The sequence below is a fragment of the Candidatus Micrarchaeota archaeon genome, assembly GCA_021163225.1.
In the GTDB taxonomy this organism is placed as follows: domain Archaea; phylum Micrarchaeota; class Micrarchaeia; order Anstonellales; family JAGGXE01; genus JAGGXE01.
Genome location: JAGGXE010000013.1, coordinates 1 through 18,123 on the forward strand (window position 1 = coordinate 1; position 18,123 = coordinate 18,123).

The 18,123-nt window shown below is 42.8% G+C and carries 17 protein-coding genes and 1 tRNA gene; 10 read left to right on the forward strand and 8 right to left on the reverse strand.

The window, feature by feature from the left end:
• Window positions 1-1,704 (forward strand): ATP-dependent DNA helicase (locus tag J7K41_00965; GenBank protein ID MCD6549267.1); only part of this gene is annotated, 1,704 nt, incomplete at its 5' end.
• Window positions 1,705-1,759: 55 nt separating this feature from the next.
• Here the strand turns inward: J7K41_00965 and J7K41_00970 are convergent.
• Complete coding sequence (locus J7K41_00970; GenBank protein ID MCD6549268.1) at window positions 1,760-2,818, reverse strand: hypothetical protein; 1,059 nt, start codon at window positions 2,816-2,818, stop codon at window positions 1,760-1,762.
• A 162-nt stretch (window positions 2,819-2,980) separates the two neighbouring features.
• A complete protein-coding gene (locus J7K41_00975) occupies window positions 2,981-3,895 on the reverse strand; it encodes a hypothetical protein (GenBank protein ID MCD6549269.1) in 915 nt (304 codons plus the stop codon).
• A gap of 147 nt (window positions 3,896-4,042) precedes the next feature.
• Here J7K41_00975 and J7K41_00980 point away from each other — a divergent pair.
• From J7K41_00980 to J7K41_00990, 3 genes are all read left to right on the forward strand, one after another.
• Window positions 4,043-4,157, forward strand: a tRNA-Asn gene (locus J7K41_00980).
• A 13-nt stretch (window positions 4,158-4,170) separates the two neighbouring features.
• Complete coding sequence (locus tag J7K41_00985) at window positions 4,171-4,941, forward strand: DUF2666 family protein (protein MCD6549270.1); 771 nt, start codon at window positions 4,171-4,173, stop codon at window positions 4,939-4,941.
• Entirely contained in the window at window positions 4,941-5,432 is a 492-nt protein-coding gene (locus tag J7K41_00990) for a Mut7-C RNAse domain-containing protein (protein ID MCD6549271.1), read from the forward strand. Before J7K41_00985 ends, J7K41_00990 begins: the two co-directional genes overlap by 1 nt.
• A gap of 6 nt (window positions 5,433-5,438) precedes the next feature.
• Here J7K41_00990 and J7K41_00995 read toward each other — a convergent pair whose 3' ends face one another.
• Window positions 5,439-7,082, reverse strand: a complete 1,644-nt coding sequence (locus tag J7K41_00995; protein MCD6549272.1) for a cation:proton antiporter — start codon at window positions 7,080-7,082, stop codon at window positions 5,439-5,441.
• 127 nt (window positions 7,083-7,209) lie between these two features.
• On the opposite strand from J7K41_00995, the gene J7K41_01000 reads away from it, so the two are divergent.
• From J7K41_01000 to J7K41_01020, 5 genes are all read left to right on the forward strand, one after another.
• The gene (locus J7K41_01000; protein MCD6549273.1) at window positions 7,210-8,955 is read left to right on the forward strand and encodes a DUF2207 domain-containing protein; all 1,746 of its coding nucleotides are present in this window, start codon (window positions 7,210-7,212) and stop codon (window positions 8,953-8,955) included.
• A 39-nt stretch (window positions 8,956-8,994) separates the two neighbouring features.
• The gene (locus tag J7K41_01005) at window positions 8,995-9,543 is read left to right on the forward strand and encodes a DUF1947 domain-containing protein (protein MCD6549274.1); all 549 of its coding nucleotides are present in this window, start codon (window positions 8,995-8,997) and stop codon (window positions 9,541-9,543) included.
• A gap of 12 nt (window positions 9,544-9,555) precedes the next feature.
• On the forward strand, window positions 9,556-10,500 hold the full coding sequence (locus J7K41_01010; GenBank protein MCD6549275.1) for a hypothetical protein: 945 nt from the start codon (window positions 9,556-9,558) through the stop codon (window positions 10,498-10,500).
• Window positions 10,501-10,790: 290 nt separating this feature from the next.
• Complete coding sequence (locus J7K41_01015) at window positions 10,791-11,255, forward strand: nucleoside deaminase (GenBank protein ID MCD6549276.1); 465 nt, start codon at window positions 10,791-10,793, stop codon at window positions 11,253-11,255.
• 93 nt (window positions 11,256-11,348) lie between these two features.
• The gene (locus tag J7K41_01020; GenBank protein MCD6549277.1) at window positions 11,349-12,488 is read left to right on the forward strand and encodes a hypothetical protein; all 1,140 of its coding nucleotides are present in this window, start codon (window positions 11,349-11,351) and stop codon (window positions 12,486-12,488) included.
• Between the two features lie 55 nt (window positions 12,489-12,543).
• Here J7K41_01020 and J7K41_01025 read toward each other — a convergent pair whose 3' ends face one another.
• Window positions 12,544-13,887 (reverse strand): glycosyltransferase, encoded by a 1,344-nt coding sequence (locus tag J7K41_01025; protein MCD6549278.1) that lies wholly within the window; start codon window positions 13,885-13,887, stop codon window positions 12,544-12,546.
• A gap of 367 nt (window positions 13,888-14,254) precedes the next feature.
• Here J7K41_01025 and J7K41_01030 point away from each other — a divergent pair, with 367 nt between their 5' ends.
• On the forward strand, window positions 14,255-15,721 hold the full coding sequence (locus J7K41_01030; protein ID MCD6549279.1) for an APC family permease: 1,467 nt from the start codon (window positions 14,255-14,257) through the stop codon (window positions 15,719-15,721).
• Between the two features lie 106 nt (window positions 15,722-15,827).
• On the opposite strand, the gene J7K41_01035 is transcribed toward J7K41_01030, so the two are convergent.
• The 4 genes from J7K41_01035 to J7K41_01050 all read right to left on the reverse strand — a co-directional run.
• Window positions 15,828-17,051, reverse strand: coding sequence for a hypothetical protein (locus J7K41_01035; GenBank protein ID MCD6549280.1), 1,224 nt, complete (start codon window positions 17,049-17,051; stop codon window positions 15,828-15,830).
• Window positions 17,052-17,242: 191 nt separating this feature from the next.
• Entirely contained in the window at window positions 17,243-17,449 is a 207-nt protein-coding gene (locus J7K41_01040; GenBank protein MCD6549281.1) for a cold shock domain-containing protein, read from the reverse strand.
• A gap of 138 nt (window positions 17,450-17,587) precedes the next feature.
• Window positions 17,588-17,956, reverse strand: coding sequence for a regulatory domain protein (locus tag J7K41_01045; GenBank protein ID MCD6549282.1), 369 nt, complete (start codon window positions 17,954-17,956; stop codon window positions 17,588-17,590).
• A 32-nt stretch (window positions 17,957-17,988) separates the two neighbouring features.
• Window positions 17,989-18,123 (reverse strand): KaiC domain-containing protein (locus J7K41_01050; GenBank protein MCD6549283.1); only part of this gene is annotated, 135 nt, incomplete at its 5' end.

An 18,123-nucleotide genomic window follows, 5' to 3' on the forward strand; every position in this document is an offset into this window, starting at 1 on the left:
GGTATAGGTAAAACTGCCGCCGTGTTGACAGCCGCGTTAGAGTATGCGCTGAATCGCGGTATGAAAGTGATGTTTGTCACTTCGAGACAGTCTCAACATATGATAGCTATTGAGACGTTACGCCGTATCAGTGAGAAGGTTGACCTAAAGGTTGTGGATATCATCAATAAGAAAGATATGTGTCCGCGTGAGGAGTATAGGGAATTGCCGAGGTCGGAGTTTCATATCGCGTGTGCCAAGGACAGAAAATCCCGTAAATGTCCCTTCTACCGTGTGAACAGGTTGGCTGTCGAAGAGATCCTCTCCGAAGTAAAACATGTTGAGGACATAACTTCCTCGTGCGTAACGTATCTGTCCTGTCCGCATGCAACCGCTTTAAAGGCAGTGAGAGATGCAGATGTGTTGGTTTCAGATTACAATTACATTCTGGATGCGGGGATACGTAATATCATACTGGAGAAAATGGGTGTAGACCTCAACGATGTTATACTTGTGATCGATGAAGCTCATTCCTTGCCTGAACGGGTCCGGTCCCTTTACACCAAAGGTCTTACCTATCCGATGATTGCCGGTGCCATCAAAGAGAACAAGGAGTATGTGCATGACAAATTCCTCGATCAACTGTTACGGTCGTTGTACGGGTTGATCCCGGACGATGATACAGAACGGTATGTAGAACGTGAAGATTTTGTGTACGGTGTGGAACTTAAACTGAGCGAAGGACTGATAGAACCGATCGATTACGATGAATGGTTATCCATACTCGATTCGGCGGTCGAGACGGTGATCAACGAGGTTGAAGATGAATTCTATTCTTCCTCGTTGGCTGGTCTGTTAGATTTTTTTGTTTCGTGGAGACGTGAGGATGAGCATATAGCCAGGATCGAGAACAATACAGGTGTATACGTTATCCCTTTAGACCCGAGCGATTACACCGAGGACCTCTTCCTCCAGGTCCACAGCGCTGTTCTGATGAGCGGTACTTTGTACCCTCCAGAATACTATGCGGACCTTCTGGGCATATACGATCCGGTGACAAGAATTTACGAATCACCGTTCCCGAAGAACAACCGTCTCATTCTTGTCGATGATACGGTAACGACGTTGTATTCAAAACGTGATGATGCAGAATTCAAAAAATACGGTGCGAAGATAAGCACATTGGCTGATAACGTGCCCGGTAATGTGATAGCCTTTTTCCCGTCTTACGATATGATCCGACAGATCCAACCCTATATCCTGACGAATAAACAGGTCGTTGTAGAAGATCCGGAATGGAGCAAAGATGAAAAACGGTCAGTGGTGGAACTCATAGAATCTTCTGACAACTCGTTGTTCTTAGGTGTTCAGCAGGGGTCTTTTTCTGAAGGGATAGATTTCAAAGGTAACGCCATCAAAGCGGTGATCGTGGTAGGGTTACCTCTGGATCCGCCTACCCTGGAAAAACAGTCCCTGGTAAACTATTTCAACCAGAAGTTCGGTAAACGCAAAGGATGGGAATACGCATACTATATACCTGCAGTGAATAAAGTGTTGCAATCCGCCGGACGGGGAATACGGAGCGCTACCGACAGATGCGTGATAATGTTGATGGATGAACGGTTCGCATGGCCAAAATATCAGAGGTATTTTCCCAAACAGTTCAAACCGTTACGTACCAAGAACCCGTTGACGTTTATCAAGATGTTTTATTCCAACGTTTGAAAACTTCAAATAAAAACTTAAAACAAAAAAGCGGAAAAGAAGAAAACCGAAACATCTACCATTCTTCCTCTTCTTTTGCAGATTTCTTTCTTCTCCCTCTCCGTTTCTTTTTCTCAATGGTTTCTTCCTTTCTCTCCTCTTCAGACCCTGACCAGTCTTCCGATTTACTCCAATCGTGAACTATCAGATATAGCACCGGATACTGGAACAGCCAATAACTGAGCAGTGCGCTGATATAAGTGTTCAACACGTTTCTGACCACCATCAGTCCGATAGACATTTTTAAGCTTTCAACATCCCCGTACAATAATGTTCTTAGGACCGTCTCTTTAGGTTGAGGTATTATCAGTCCTATTACGAATCCGATGATCAGGCTCAGAACAGCCATGAATATCAAAATGACTAGCAGACTACCGCCTATTCGCCAGTTGAACGGTGAAGGTAAACCGAACTTTAGAGATTCGATCACTGAAGTGAAGAAGGGTTGTCTGTGATAAACAAAGAGGTCGATGAGTTTATACATGCTGGTTGTGAGAGTTACTCCGAAGAAGTAACCGATGATTATAAGTATCAGTATCATCGCTATCGACCAACCGCCGCTAACGAACCCCTGTTTCATAGGTGCTACGTTTCCGCCTAATGCGTATACGATCATAGCGAGCAGTATTGCCATGATTATGAAGATGATCGCTAATGTCGCCGCGATTAACACCTGGGCAACGAGATATTTGATAGCTCGGACCGCCGTATCCATCGAGAAATATGACAGTACAGATTTACTCTTCTTTCCATGGACATGGTTAGTCATCACGATCAATAACGGATAAATAATTACGGATGATAGAATCAAGTAGACTACCAGAAACAGTAAACTCCACCAGAACAACTTACGTGCCACCTGGGAACTATGATGAAACCCTCCGGACACGTTACCCATTTCAAACGCGCTACCAGTTTCCAAACCAAGAGAGAATATGTCTCTGAATGCTAAATAAGTGAATGGTGCCCCGAGTATCAACAACAGTATCAAGTTCAACGTGGTTATCCCGACGACCGATGTCCATCTTTCTTTAATAAACCGGGTTGACCGGTTATACGCTTCTGGCAAACTCATCCGGTATCACCTCTTTTTCCGTATCCTGGTCTTCCGCATCTATTAGAAGATACAACATTTATAAATATATGTTTGGACAATTCTCACCTACTCTCTTCTAATCCGAAAGAGCGAAAGTCGAAAGAAAAAAAAAACGGAAAGAAGATATGAAAGATTTAACAGTTATTTCTCTCCGTAATAGAATCCGTAGAATATCACTCTGTCCGCGATTGTGAATAGGTTTTTGGGCACTATCATTCTGTCCTCTTTGCTCTCCACCCATCTCCTCAGCATCGGCAGAGACGGCGGTCTCTTGCATTCTGAGAGGTACTTGTCGAAGAGTATGCTCCACACTCCTTCAACGAGCTGATGGTTTTGGTATATAAGGTATTCTGCTTTCACTTTTGCCTTTTCGATGACCGCCTCCGCAGTAGTTCCTACTTTGACAGCCAGTTCCTGAAGTTCGGGAATCCCGACACGCCAACACATCATGCTCCATGAACTGATCGTAGGTATATAACCTTCCTTATCCAAATGATAGAGAAGAACGTCCACCAGATCATTCTCAGATTTGACTCCTGAGATAAGTTCTTTGTCGATATCCCTTTCTGTTTTACCGTCCCGTTCGGCAATATGTGAGAAATATCTTCTCATAGTGGAAATAGGATTATGCCTTTGAGTATTATGTTTTTTCCGGACCGTTTTCTCTTCCTGATGCGTCGGTTTGCTCCAACCGTTAATCCCTTTCATATGGATCAACCGTGTTATCTTTTTACGTAATGTATGAAAGTTGTAACCCATCTTGAATATCTGGTTTGAGTACGGATACAGGGTAACCTGTTTGCTAACCCATTCATCGTATTCGTCCGGAGTGGGTGCGCGGTCCAGTTCCAGGTCACGGCTGCATTTCAACAGTAGTTCTGCCAACGTTCTTGTACACCAACCGCTCATACGAATACGGTTTCGTATTGCCTCCTGTTCTCCGGATATATCATCTAACGGTTCCAAACTCCTGAACTCGTTCCGGTTCCTGGAGACCCCACGGTTGTTTACATTCCTACCTTTCTTTCCATTATGTTTCATTTTTCCATTTTTCATGGACATCACCCTCACCACACCTATTTTTGGTGAGAAATGTTTTTAAACCCTCCTCCTGTTTTTCAAAAAATTTCTGATGTCGAGAGGATAATGGGTGCGGAACAGACCGAAACATTTTTATTAACTCTGTCTAAAACATATCACCGTGCCCCGGTAGCTTAGTGGTAGAGCGTCCGGCTGTTAGAAACCTCTTTAGAAAAAGAAACGTCATCAAGAAAAAGCGGTAACCGGAAGGTCGGCGGTTCGAATCCGCCCCGGGGCGTTGTAAATGTCGGGTGTCGGAAATTGTCGGGGTGATCAATATCGAAGATGAGATACTTTATCTAACATCTTCGAAGAAGAACGGATGGAACGACCGGTTACGTTGGACACCTAAAACCTTCGGTCAGACCGGATCCGCCCTTTCCACAGTATTCGAGGTGAACAACGATCATTTTTTCTCAATGTTCGATTTTCGGACTCCTGAAGGTAACAAACCTGATTATTCGATAGTGGATAAGAGGTTTGCTCCGATACTCGATGCATTTTTCATCTGGCATCTGTTGAAAAAAAGAGGAGAACCTGCCTGGTTGACGGAATCTTACATAAGGAAGTATTATCCGGAATACTACTTACGGGCATCTTCAACCAACCCGTTGGATTATGAAGGTATCACTTTCATCGGTAAGTTTAACGATTGGTTTGCGGCCAAAAAGTTGAGTATCGATGAACATACTGAGATGCCAGAGGTGTTACAAACGTTGGCAAGCATCAATACAACCGTGATCACCAAATCGTTTCTGTTCGTGCTTGGGAATGATACGGTAGAAACGTGTAAGAAACGTGCGGTCGAAATGGTGAAAGGAAAACGGAAAGGGTATAAGAACCTCTACTCGATATTGGAAAAAATAGACAGCGAAGACGATATGCTGAAACCGTGCATATTACACGAGACGTTATCTTTGATCAAGATGCTGCCGTACATCAACGCTGAAACGTTTAATAAGATTTTCCCTGAGTATAAGATTAAACTACCGCCGAAACGCGGGAGAAAACGGAGATCTTGATGAACGGACGACGGTTTGTTGCTGATGTGATGCTCGAGAAAGTTGCACGATGGCTAAGGATTATGGGATTGGACGTAGCGCCTCCGACAGCAGAAGAAGACGATCTTATTCTTATGTATGCTAAAAACGAACACAGAATCCTTCTAACCTGTGATAAAGAATTGTACAAACGGGCGGTTAGGGAAGGAGTCGATGCAGTTCTCGTTCCCGACGGACAGTTCATCAAACAGGTCGCCTATATCCTCGCCACTTACGATATCCCTGTCCCTAGTTCTGTTGTTCCGCAACGGTGTCCCTTGTGCAACGGATTACTCGAAGAAGTGAGACCTTCCCAGGTGAAAGGCGATGTACCCCCTTACGTGTATCGGAGGAAACGAAAGTTTTGGCGATGTACCCTGTGCGGTAAGGTCTATTGGAAAGGGTCGCACTGGACACGTATCCGTAAAACCCTTAAGAAAATCAACAGTGTGAAAGACAGCGCGAAAGGTTGAAAATTTCTATTCGATAAACCGTCTTAATTCTTTGACGTGTTCGTCTCTCATCGATTCGATGCTTGTCGGTTCCGATAATATTGTGCTGACGTATTTTACAGTTTCGTTACTGCTCACCATCTCCGGTATTACCACGAGGTCTGCCCCTGCTTTGTATAACCTTAGCGCCTCGGACCTTCTGTGCGCCCTTGCAATAACGACCGCTTTCGGATTTTTGAGTTTCACGTATTCAACGACGGATAAAGTAGTATCTGGATCTGCGACCGTTATGATTACCATCCGCGCATCGTCCGCGCGGGCCAGGTCGAGTATTTCTTGGTTACCGGCATCGCCGAATACGTAGTGGATACCTTTCGACCTTAATTTATAGACCACTTCCGGGTCATGGTCTATCACGACAACGTTTTTCCGGTTCTTCTTCAGAAACACGGCGACTTTGAAACCGACACGATGCGCACCTATGATTACGATATGATCCTTTAACCTCCGTTTGGACCTTGACCTCAGATGTGCAACACGTTTATTAAACAGATGCGGTACTCCAACACGTTTCACAAGGTTACGTATCAGACCTTTGGTTTTGATGAGGTACGGTGTACAGGCCATGGAGAGAACTACTGTTGTGATGAACATCGTATATAACGGGTAGGGAACGATTCCGTTCTCAAAACATGTTTGTACCAGAACTATAGAAAACTCGCTCGATTGTCCGAGGTATAACCCCAGGATACTGGATATCTCTGTACCGTATCCGAGGACCAGATAGGTTAGAGCGGTTATCGTCGGTTTGATAACTGTTGTCCCGATAAACAGTATGAGTATCAGCGGTCCGTACTCGACCAACGTTGATGGATCTATTTGCATACCCAATGATACAAAGAACAGTATGGCGAAGAATTCACGTAACGGTTTGAGTTCTGCGGTTACGCTTGGCGAATAAGTTAATCCGCTTAGGGTTACACCGGCCATGAACGCTCCGATACTGATCGGCAGTTCCAGGTAGTAAGCCAATGCTACGAAGAAGAACAGTGTTGCCAACGAGAGAAGGAACAGTTGATTGGTGTGCGCGGCGTAATCCGTGAGTTTCGGCATGAGCCATCTGTTAAGTACAAAGAAGATCAATGCCAGAAGACAAAGGTTAACGAACCCGTTACCCATACCCAATAGGAGTAGGGCTATCATTGCAACGATGTCTTGCAGAACAAGTATGCCTATCCCCAGTCTGCCGTGCAACGCGTTGATCTCGTGACGTTCTACAAGGATCTTGGTTACCAATGTGGTGCTGCTCAAAGCCACTATCAAACCCGCAATGCTTGATAACAGTTGCGAATATCCCAAATACGCAAAGATTCCGTATCCTATGACGAAAGAAACAACAATCTGTACGATACCTCCCGTGACCGCGGTGCTGCTCACCATCCCGAACTTCCGCATGTCCAGTTCTACTCCGGCTGTGAACAGCAGGAATGCCAATCCTAAAGAAGCAAACGATGTGACCACAGAAGTATCGTTGATCAACCCTAGCATGTAGGGTCCGATGAGTAACCCTGTTATGATGTATGCTATGATTGAAGGTTGTTTGAGTTTTGTTGTTATGAATGACATGAAAGTAGCAGTGATAAGTATTATCCCTACATCCACCAATATCATACCGAATTATCTCATAGAGAATGTTTTAAATAATTTCTATGATCGACCGCTCTCCGATCTATTATTCGTCAAGGAATGGGGTTTCATTCACCTTAATATTTAAATTAAGTACTGACGTGGTTTAACCATGGTATCAAAATATTTCAGAATGACGGTATTTCTTCTGTTATTCTGTATAATGCTAAGTGACCGCGTATCTGCTAAGAGGTTATATCTGGAAAGTGCTAACATTACCTATACGGTCGACCGGTCAGGTTATGTCCATGTTGTTGAAGATGTAGATTATTTTCTTGCAGATTGTAAGTATACACCGTTTCATGAATTGTATCGCGAGTTACCGTTGGGTTTACCCTTTGGTAACGCAACAGGTTATTGTATAGGTGATAACTGTACCTTCCGGTACGATCCGCCCGACGTGTCGGTGTCCGGTAACCCGGAGTTGATCCTGGAACTGGATAGGGGTTGCGGTGAGGTGACCGCTCATTTTGAATACGACGTGTATACCCTGATAAGACATAACGATACGGTCCAGTTCTACTATAAGGTATGGGGTGATAGGTCACCCAAAGTTTTCAAGTTGGATATCCACATAATATTGCCAGGTGAGGCTAACCGGACCGTTCTCTTCGTCCACCCGTGGGATGCCGATATAGATGTCGAGAGTGTAGGGAACAAGATAAACCTACATACCGAGTTCTATCCGGAACACACGTTCTTAGAGGTTAACCTACTCATGCCGGTTGATTGGTTCAACCGTGATGGTCCGTACATACCCGGTGGGTCGTGTCGTGAGGAGATAATAAGAGGTGAAGAGTCCGACCGAACTAAGTTCTATGTGATCGGTATACTGAAGGTTATCCTGTCAGCCGTAATAATCCTACTACCTTGGATGTTGGGTATGTATTACTACTATGTTTACGGTCGGGAGTATACACCTGAAGAAGTCGGATACCTCGGTATATACGAGAGGGAACCACCCAGTGATCATCCTCCGGCTGAGGTGGGGTCGTTAGTTAAAGGTGATTATGATTTTAGTAACAGTTTACATGCGACGATTATATCGTTGGCGGCTAAGAAGTGGTTGAAGATAGAACGTAAGGATGGGGGTAAGGATTACGTGATCAGGATCCGTTCCAAAGGGAAGCCTATCAAACCCGTGGAGAGAAAGGTGTTGGATTTCCTTAAGAAGCATGCTGAAGATGGTAGGTTGAGTTTGAAACGGTTTAAGGATAAGGTATCAGGAACTCGCTCTTATTATGAGTGGTATCATGAATGGTTGAACGAACTCAAGACAGACCTCAACCTGGAGAAGTATGTTGATAAGACTGGGTATGAGAGGTTCACGAAATCGGTTGGTGTCCTCGTAGTTGTGTATTTATTCCTCTGGTTATCCAGTACGTTCTTATCGAGCGGTTGGTTGTTTTGGAATGGGTTGTTTGGCGTGTTCTCAGGTATGGGTGCTTTGATCCTCTTCACAAATAAGAAGATATGGTTGTCCAGATGGACGAAAGAAGGTAGGTTATTATCCCTGAAGTGGAATAACTTTAAGAGGTTCCTGACCGATTTCTCCGCCATGAAGGATTATCCGCCCCAGAGTGTTGTCCTATGGGAGGAATACCTGGCGTACGCGGTCGGTCTGGGTGTGGCTGATAAGGTGGTAGAGATAATGAGGAAGATTAACCCTGCGTTCGTTGAGAAGACCGAGGAGTTGTCAGGATTCGCGTATTCCCCTGTGTTCATCACTACCTTTACCCCGTCGTACACTCCACCATCTTCCTCATCATCCGGATACTCAGGTTCAACAGGAGGATGGTCCGGCGGGTTCTCAGGGTCAGGTGGAGGGTTCGGCGGCGGCGGATTCGGCGGAAGATGACTGTGATGGTTTTGGACACCGTAGGGATGGTGAATACGTATGGGTAAACAAAAGGATGACCGGAAAAAACGAAAACCTGTGAGGTTGAGGTTCAAAGAGTTAAAACGTTTATTGTCCGGTTTACCTGAAGATTATCTCAATGTGAGCAAACATGATCAGTTTGAGTTGAAGGAGATGAAACGTTGTACCGTAATCTGTGTTAACGGTGTACCGAAATATTTACTAATCGATGGGCGCACTTTACCAACTCTTAATGTGATTGTTGGGTTAGGGAAAGATTGTACATCAGAAAGCATCAAGGAGTTAGGGTTATCCTATGTGATCGTTGATATGGGTGCGGTGCCATATGTGACCGATGGGGCGGATGTTATGCGTCCGGGTATTGTGTCACACGGTATCTTCGATAAGGGCGCGTTCGTACTCATCTGCGACGAAAGACATAACAAACCATTAGCCATAGGTTACAGTTTGATGTCTTCCGATGAAATAGATAGGATTGATAAAGGCAGGGTCATCGAAGTTCTCCATTACGTTGGAGATGACATCTGGGAGATCAGCAGATCTAAATTTAAAAATAAGAAAGGTTGAAAATATCTCCATATGGTCGATGTGGGAATACTTGATAAGGATCATGAATTCGTTAGGTCGGCTAAACTCGGCAACGCTACAGATATCGCTATATATCATTATACAACAGGTAACGGAGTGCGTATGAACTTTATAGACCCTAAACTCTATCCTGAGAGAATAAAACCGTTATCCAAAACGTTAGGGTATTCGGACGTCATAGTTGTAGTGGTGAACGAACTTGATAAGTACACGGGCGAACTGATCCTCAGTGCAGGGTTATCCGGAAAACCTGTTTTGATATATTCTGAAACCTTTAGTGAAGAAGACCTACGTCCGTATTTGTCAGAAATAAACAAAAGGATGTTTTATTCAGATAAGTTTGAGATGTTTGCATATCTTGAAAAGTTGCATGAATCCATTATTAACCAAGATACAGAACAGTTAAATGTCATAGTGGATCAAGTTCTACAAGTAAGGAGCGTAGGTGTAGTGTTATTGGGAAGTGTGAAATCAGGGACTGTGAAAGTGCATGATAGATTACATTTGTATCCAACCGACGAACTTACAACAATACGTTCGATACAGGTGCACGATAACGATGTTCCAGAAGCGTCTGCAGGCTCAAGAGTAGGTTTGGCTATAAAATCCTCTTATGAAAAGGTTAAGGACACAACGATCGCTGTAGACCCTGATGTTACGGTTGAGTTAACGAGTCAGGTGAACGGTATCCTGAAAATTACGAAGTACTACAATCGTGATATGAAGGAGAAGCAATCTTTGATGTTTGGTTATGATCTTAACTTTGTCAGTGGACAGTTTGCTAAAATAAAAACTTTAGAACAGTCTGGAAAGTATGAAACGGTGATAAGTTTTGAGAAACCTATCTATCTGACTGATAAAACCGCTGAACTGTTAGTTTACGATGTCAATGCGTTTCCCAGAATTGTTGGTAAATTTGTAATCAACCGGTCATGAAAACGTTTTAGACCGTTGAATTTTGGTTATGGTCGAGAAAAGTGCTCCCTACATCATCCTTCGACTCTATTAAACATCAGTTCCGACAACTTACTGAAGGGTAAAATGTAAAATTTCGAGGATTTATTCATAATCATAATCGAATTTAAGGTATGCCGTATCTTTTTTAATGTTTGTTAAACTAATTCGATAGGGTTCTGCCACTAAATCCGTGTGAATTTTATAACCACAATATTTTTGGAGAGATGGGATGGTGGTGGATGATGAAGAAGGTTGACATAGAACGGTTAATGAGAGAAGCAATAAAGGTTGCCTATAGAGGTATTGAGAAGGGTCAATCACCGTTCGGTGCGGTGGTCGTTGATAGGAAGACCGGTGAGGTCGTGGCACGGGCGTACAACACCGTCGTGAAAGATAACGATCCGACTGCTCATGCGGAGGTTAACGCTATACGTAAGGCTGCGAGGAAACTGAAGACGTACAACCTTAAAGGACATGTGATCTTCTCCACATGCGAACCGTGTCCTATGTGTTTCTCGGCGATACATTGGGCCAACCTGGATGAGGTATACTTTGGTGCAACCATTGAAGACGCAGAACGGTGCGGGTTCAGGGAGATCAAACTACATAACCGAGAGATCAAGAAGTTGGGCGGGCGTCGTGTCAGGGTTAGGATACATGACGGTGTCCTCAGGGACGAATGCGTGAAGATGATGAACGCATGGAAGAAACGTAAGGATAGGGTTAGGTACTGAACGAGTATTGCGGATTAGCGGAAGATGTCATACTTCTTCGTTTCACCAAGCATTACCACAAAGTTTAAATTATGATCAACCATTAATTGATACATGGCACAGAGGGAATCACAGAAACCGTTTGAAAGGCATAAGAAACTTGCTCAAAATCAAAAAATAAGGTCTGAGTTTGTGAAAAAAGAAGTGTTGACCGATCCGGAAACCCGTAAGACAAAAGGAAGTATATCGACCTCCGCACATAAAACCGATGTTGACCGGATTTTGGATAGGATGTGTAAGTTCGTTAAAGAGAATGAACGTTATCCTTATCAGAGAGATTGGAAGTTTATCGCCAAAAATGAGGGTTATCCTTCTGTTTATTGGATCAAAAAACATATCGGATGGATGACGATTAAAAGGATGTTAAAAGAGAAGTTCCCCCTCTACTCCAAGAGTAAGAAGAAGATCATAAAGCAGGGAATACAGTTCTTCGAGTTGTATCATAAACTTCCAACATCTCCCGAATGGGAGCGATTCCGTAAGGAAAATCCTGGTATCGTGTCTAAACAACTGATTTCGGATGAGTTTGGCGGATGGGCCAATTTTCTGAAAGTATTATTTGATAGAGTCAAGTTGGAGGATAAGGAACTAAGTAAGAAGATATTAAAAGAGTTTAGAGATGTTGTTTATTCTACTGGTGCTATCCCTGACAATAAGTACTGGGACGAGTTATACCGGAAAGGAGTTGTTACTGTTCCGTCTGAGATAGTGGGTAGGATATTCGGGTCATTTAAGAATCTTTTGGAGCAATCGGGTATTACGAAGAAAGAGATCGTCGTCCTGCAGATTAAGGTATTCTTGGAGAAAGGGCATAAGTTGACCGTTCGTGAATGGAATAAGTATGTTCCAAAGTACGGTTTTATGAGATATGATCTGATCGTATATTACTTTGGTGGGTTTGGCAAACTGATCCGGTTCGGTCTCAAATCCGATTTATTAACACCTGAGCTATTGGGTGGTAAACTCTATAGAATATATGTTTATACCGATGAGGAATCCATCCTCTCCGCTTTAAGGAAAGGAACTGAGTTATTGGGACATGTTCCAACTATTAGTGAATGGGTAAAGTTGGTGGATCAGGTTCAGTTTTTGCCTTCTTATTCGCAGGTAATAGTCAGGTTCGGTTCATGGACGAGAGCGCTCTATCGGGCTGGACTGGTAGAAGATGTCTGGCCCACAATAAGAGATAAATAAATATCTTAAACTTCTGAAAATAAAATGCAATCAGAACCTGAAGGAATAGGACATCTTATAACATGTTTACTAACTCGTCCAATTTCTTAGCCATGTCTTTAGCGGTTCTACCACTTTTTCTTACCGCGAGTATAAACTCCTCTTTCAATCGAGGATTTGTGTGTATGTCATCTATTGCTTTCATTATACCTTCTGCAAAAGATTTGGCCACTTCAACTACCTTATCTTTTGATAAATGAAGGTGACCGTCTAGGTGCGTTATACCTTCTAAATCGATAAGATAACCTCCTATGTTTTTGACCAATTCTGCAGGTCCGCCTGAATCTAATGTGACCACAGGTGTGCCTACAGCTAACGCTTCTAACACGCTATAGGAAAATGATTCTGAGTAAGAAGGTAATATTAAAACATCTGAGATTGCTTGTATCGGTTTGGTTACTATTCCTTTGAATAATGGTGATTGCAAATTTTCTTCATCTAACAGATAACTCTTTATCTCATTTAACAGAGCGATGTTGGACAAATCTTCATCAGAGCCGTTGACATATTTAGCGATATCTACCACTATTTTAATCCTACCAGATCGTGTAAGTTTTGGGAATCTATAACTAACTTCTTTAATAAACTGATCTCTTTTATCTCCTGACAAAGCAAACAAGAAACTAAAGTCTTTAAACAATTGATTATCCTCTTCAAATAGGTTTAACAGTTCTACAAGTATATCGTAACCTTTATCTTTAGTAATTCTGCCAGAATACCCTACCACAAACCTAGTGTTTATTCCTAATGTTTCTCTTATTCCTGACCTTTCGTTAGGATCCATCGGTTTATAAACTTTTAAAGAGACTCCGTTCTGTATTTCTTCTATTTTGCTTGGTGGAAGTCCAAGTTTTATGTAATCCTCTTTAACAGTTCTGCTTACAGCAACGTACGCATCAAAAGGAATATTGGTAAACAGTGATCCTTTAGTAGTTTTATCTCCGTTGTAAACAAACCCGTAAACATCCGGTCTACAGTTGAGTACAAATACCGTTTTGATTCTTTTACCTATTTTTCTCTTTATTCCATTAACTATATCTATATTTTTATGGGTTTGAAATACGAGCACTGGACATTCGTTTTCTGCAAAGAAGTTATATAAATCTTCTTTTAAGTTTTTTATAACAAACTTGTTCCCTCTATACTCTGCATTAAAAAAGACTTTGGCAGCGCGAATCTCCAGGTCTTCTAACAGAGGTGTGTGATCATAAAAGGAACGCACGGATATTGGATACTGAGAGTATGTAGTATGGTTAGCTATGGAAAAGGCCTGACCGTAGAACTTTTTATCGATAGGCCAAGGTCTATCATAAATATGAATAACACGTTTTTTGATTGGAGTGAACTTGACGACTTTCATAAGTTCACCTGTTATCTTTTTGATTATATTGTGTTTATTAATTGTATTTTAGTGTATTTAAACATTCCGGTATCAAGTATGATGTGTTGTGTAGGATGTTAGGGATTAGGTTGGGCAATTCAACCCGACTCAAAAGTGAGGTTCAATAGGGAACGTCAGAGGCGAGACTAACCTTCTCACAGATAGGTATGTCTCTTATTCAAACCGAGATGTTTTTAGGTGAGAGATAAAGTTAGAAGGCGAAAGTAAGAATTTCGAAAGTGTGGTACAAATGCAGTATCAGTAAGAAATCTACTAAAATTTTAAAAACTGAGCGAATGCAGTTCTATGTGAATACTTTTAAATCAAGCAGAACAAAGGTGGTTAGATGAAAAAGAGTACTCACACAGGTAAGTTAGTTCGTAAACTCACCCTATTGGCTGTTGTGGCTGCTGCACTGTGTAACGTGATAGGCGGTGGGATAAACGTTTTGATAGTAGAGATACAGAATACAATCGTCGGGATCGGGGGTCTGGTACCGATAGCCATCTTTGTAGGCGGTGCAATAGCATTTGTAATATCGTTGGTCTACTCCGCTCTATCAACAGCCATGCCGAGGGCGGGCGGTGAATACATCTATATATCCAGAAGTTTGAGTCCGTTTTTGGCGTTCATAGAAGCCGTGTTGAAATGGACGGGAACCGTCATCGCGATGGGTACCGTTGCGTATATGGATGTTATAATCATGGCCACAGCCTTTCATTATGCAGGTTTAACCGATGTTGAAGCATTCCTTTCTTCGCCCGTCGGTATGGTCATAGGTTCGCTTTCTTTGATATGGATATTCTGGTTGATTAACTATTTCGGTGTATCTGCTTACGGTAAGACGGTTATCATACTGGCAAGTATAATGATCGTTGGCGGTTTGCTTATCGGTTACACAGGTTTAACCCATACTCACGAAGATTTCCTGCGTGTTAGCGGTGCAGACCTTTCTTCTAAAAGCAACCTTCACCAGACCACCTCATTATGGGATTTTGTGTTGGCTGTGGCCGTGTTATTCTGGGCATACATCGGGTTCACTTCGATCGCTCAGGCAGGTGGCGAAATAGAACATCCCGAGAAAAATTTGCCCCGTGCCTTTATGATCGCTTCAGTACTGGTTATGTTATACTACTTCTTTTACTCTTACGCATTTTATCATGCCGTCCCGTGGCAATACCTGGTAGGACTTAAGAATGCTAACGTTCCTCTGTTAATAGGTAAATTCTATCCTCAATCCTTTGCGATACTTATCACACTTTTCATAGTGATAGCGCTTGCTAACGATATCCCGCCAATGTTATACACTAAATCGCGGCTGTTATACAGTTGGGCAAAAGATGAGATCCTGCCCAAACCGTTCATGAAAACGAATAAGCACGGTGCACCGGTGTATTCGCTTACAGCGGTCGCGTTGATAGGGTCGTTTGTGGCGGTGAGTTGCGTGTTCGGTGGATTTTTCACAGAAGTTGATGTCGTGGTATTATCACGGTTTGTGATATACTTTTTGATCGCTGCTTCGCTGATCGCACTTAAGCATAGAAATCCGCGGATCTACAAACGTATTAAGTTCTTAAGGAACCGTACCGCACAACTCTGTGTAGCAGGTTTTGTGATGGCGGTTTCCTTGATTTTCATGGGTGTTGTAATATACTTCGATATCACTTCTGGTAAAGCATGGTGGCAGATGGCTACCGTTCAAACGTTAATAATCGCTATTGCAGGTGTAATCATCTATCAATGGTATCTTTACAAGATGAGGAAGAAAGGCAAAGACCCGATGGTGGTCTTCCGTAGGTTACCAAGCGAATGAGCGTCTGGATGGATGGATGGATGGATGGATGGATGGATGGATGGAGTGCAATAAATTTACTGTTCAGAATAGCGTATTATTAATTGAACTTGTTTTATCAGGTCATTTAGATAATGCCTTTACCTTCTTTGTCTACGAGAACGGTTTGATAATGAGCGGTTTGCAAGCGGCGTGCGGTTAACACCTCGTCTAACGCCGTTTGAAGGTCGCCTTTATTGAGCGCTCTTACCGAATCGAGAAGATGTTTCCCTATCTCCCAGAACACTCTATCGTAATCGGTAGAATGGAGGTAGGGGACCAACCAATCGTTGATCAGGTCGATTACCTCTTTAGCACATCTTCTCTGCCTTTTCTGAAGATTGGGCGACCAACCGTGTTCAAAAATCAGATGGATGAGGTTTACGTATCTACCAACTACTTCGTCTATCTGTCTGTGAAGTGCCGAATAGTCGTCGTACGCAGACAGAAGTTTTTCCTTACGGACCTCCATGCCGGGGGTAAGTTGTTCAACGATCTCGATGTTTCTCAAGAAAAGTCTCCGTCGTGCGGCAACGAGTCGCGCCGAAGCAGCGGGCCAGTTCCTTTCTCTGCGGTATCTGATCCGTTCAGGATCGTTAGATGTTTCTAAGAGGTTGATCACATCTGTCTCATCGTCAGCCACTAATTTTTTACGCGCTTCAACCTTTAACGCATGCCGTTTCTTACTGAGTTCACCTGCCAATCTGAGCACCTCTCTTCTGAACAGTCTCCTTTCTTCGTCCGTCGAACCTTTACCGAGGCGGGGTAGATATCTTATGATCTTATCGATCCTTTCTATCAATTGTTTGTTTTCTTCGTATTCTTTAACCAACGAGTCGATGGTATGTTGTGCCGACCTGATAGCCTTTGGAAGCGAATCGTACCTTGCTTTAGTGTCTATCTTTTCTCCGTTGTTGGTCCACCGAGTAGTCGGTAGTTCTATCTCACCCGTCAACGGATCTATCTTCATCAATTCCTTGAACGACCTGTAATGTTTTCTTTGTTCTTTTGACCTTATAATAGGTCTCTCATTGATGAACATGTCGGCAATCATAGACACGATGGTACTGTCCCTTTTATCAGGTAACAGGAATGAAAATTCGTTCCACATCAATTCGAGCGCTTCATCGCTCTTCATCAACTTTTCAACAGATGCGAAGTTTGATGCAGTGCGGGCTCTTTTTGCTATCTGTTTTGCCTTTCTCACACCGAACATCTTATCCAGACTTATGTGTGTTTTGTTGTACATCTCTTTGATAATCTTTAGGGCTGAGCGAACGAGTCCGGTTCTTTTCCTATACCTTAATGTCATATCTTTATATACTTTTTTCCATCTATTAAAACCTTTAGGATTGCTGGAACAACTCTCCTCACAAACGCAACCGAATGCAACAGAACGCAATCATCTGAAGGTATAAAAGAAGAGTCGTTGGAAAAGAGAAAAATGAAAATAAAAAGATAAAGGTTTGTGTTAGAAGTCGGCTTTTGAAATTACAAAGAATCTCATGCGCCAGCTTCTTCTTCCTTGGCTACATTCACAGCCTTGGGACCTCTTTCTGTTTCTTCCACATCGAAGGTTACATGGTCCCCTTCAAACAGTCTCACTCCTGGTTTCAAACCGGTTACATGTACAAAATAATCCCTTCCGTCTTCACCGGTTATGAAACCGAACCTCTTCATCACGTTATAAAATTTTACTGTTCCTTTCATGTTTTTCAACTCCTTTTAGATTTTTGTGTGTCTATTGGTGCCACCGCTGTTTTTAAACCTTTGTATTTAGTCCTGCTGTTTCTCGAAATGCACAAATGAAAAGTTATGTTCGACAGTATACGGAAGCTGGCACTTTCGCTAACCCTCTACCTCTCGCTTTTTTACTTCTTTGTAAGCGAGTTTTGCCAGACCTCCAGCAACGTGTATCTTCTTATCCTCTTCTAACTCACCCTTGATCTTACTCATAACCTGTTCAGGATCAGAGGATAGGATATTACTGACCGTCTGCTTGGTTAGACCTAACTCCGAAGCGATCTCATCCTTAGTCTTATGATGTTCCTCGTGAAGGATGATAACATAAACCGCCTCTAACAGGGCGGGTAACCAGGTCAGATGACGATGAGTTAGGATCAACTCCTTTGGTCCGCCTAATATACGGATAGCCTCTAAGAATATCTTCATTACCCTATCTTCAACATCCACCTCAACAGGTTCCACAACCACCATAACATCACCTCCATCCATAAATCAATCAAGAATTACAACCTTCGTATATCCTTCAACTTGGGACCTACACGGACCAAACCGGTATCGGTTATCTCTAATAGATGGACATCAGTATCATGACCACTCATACGACAACCGTCTATACGTATCAAACGTATCATTTCACC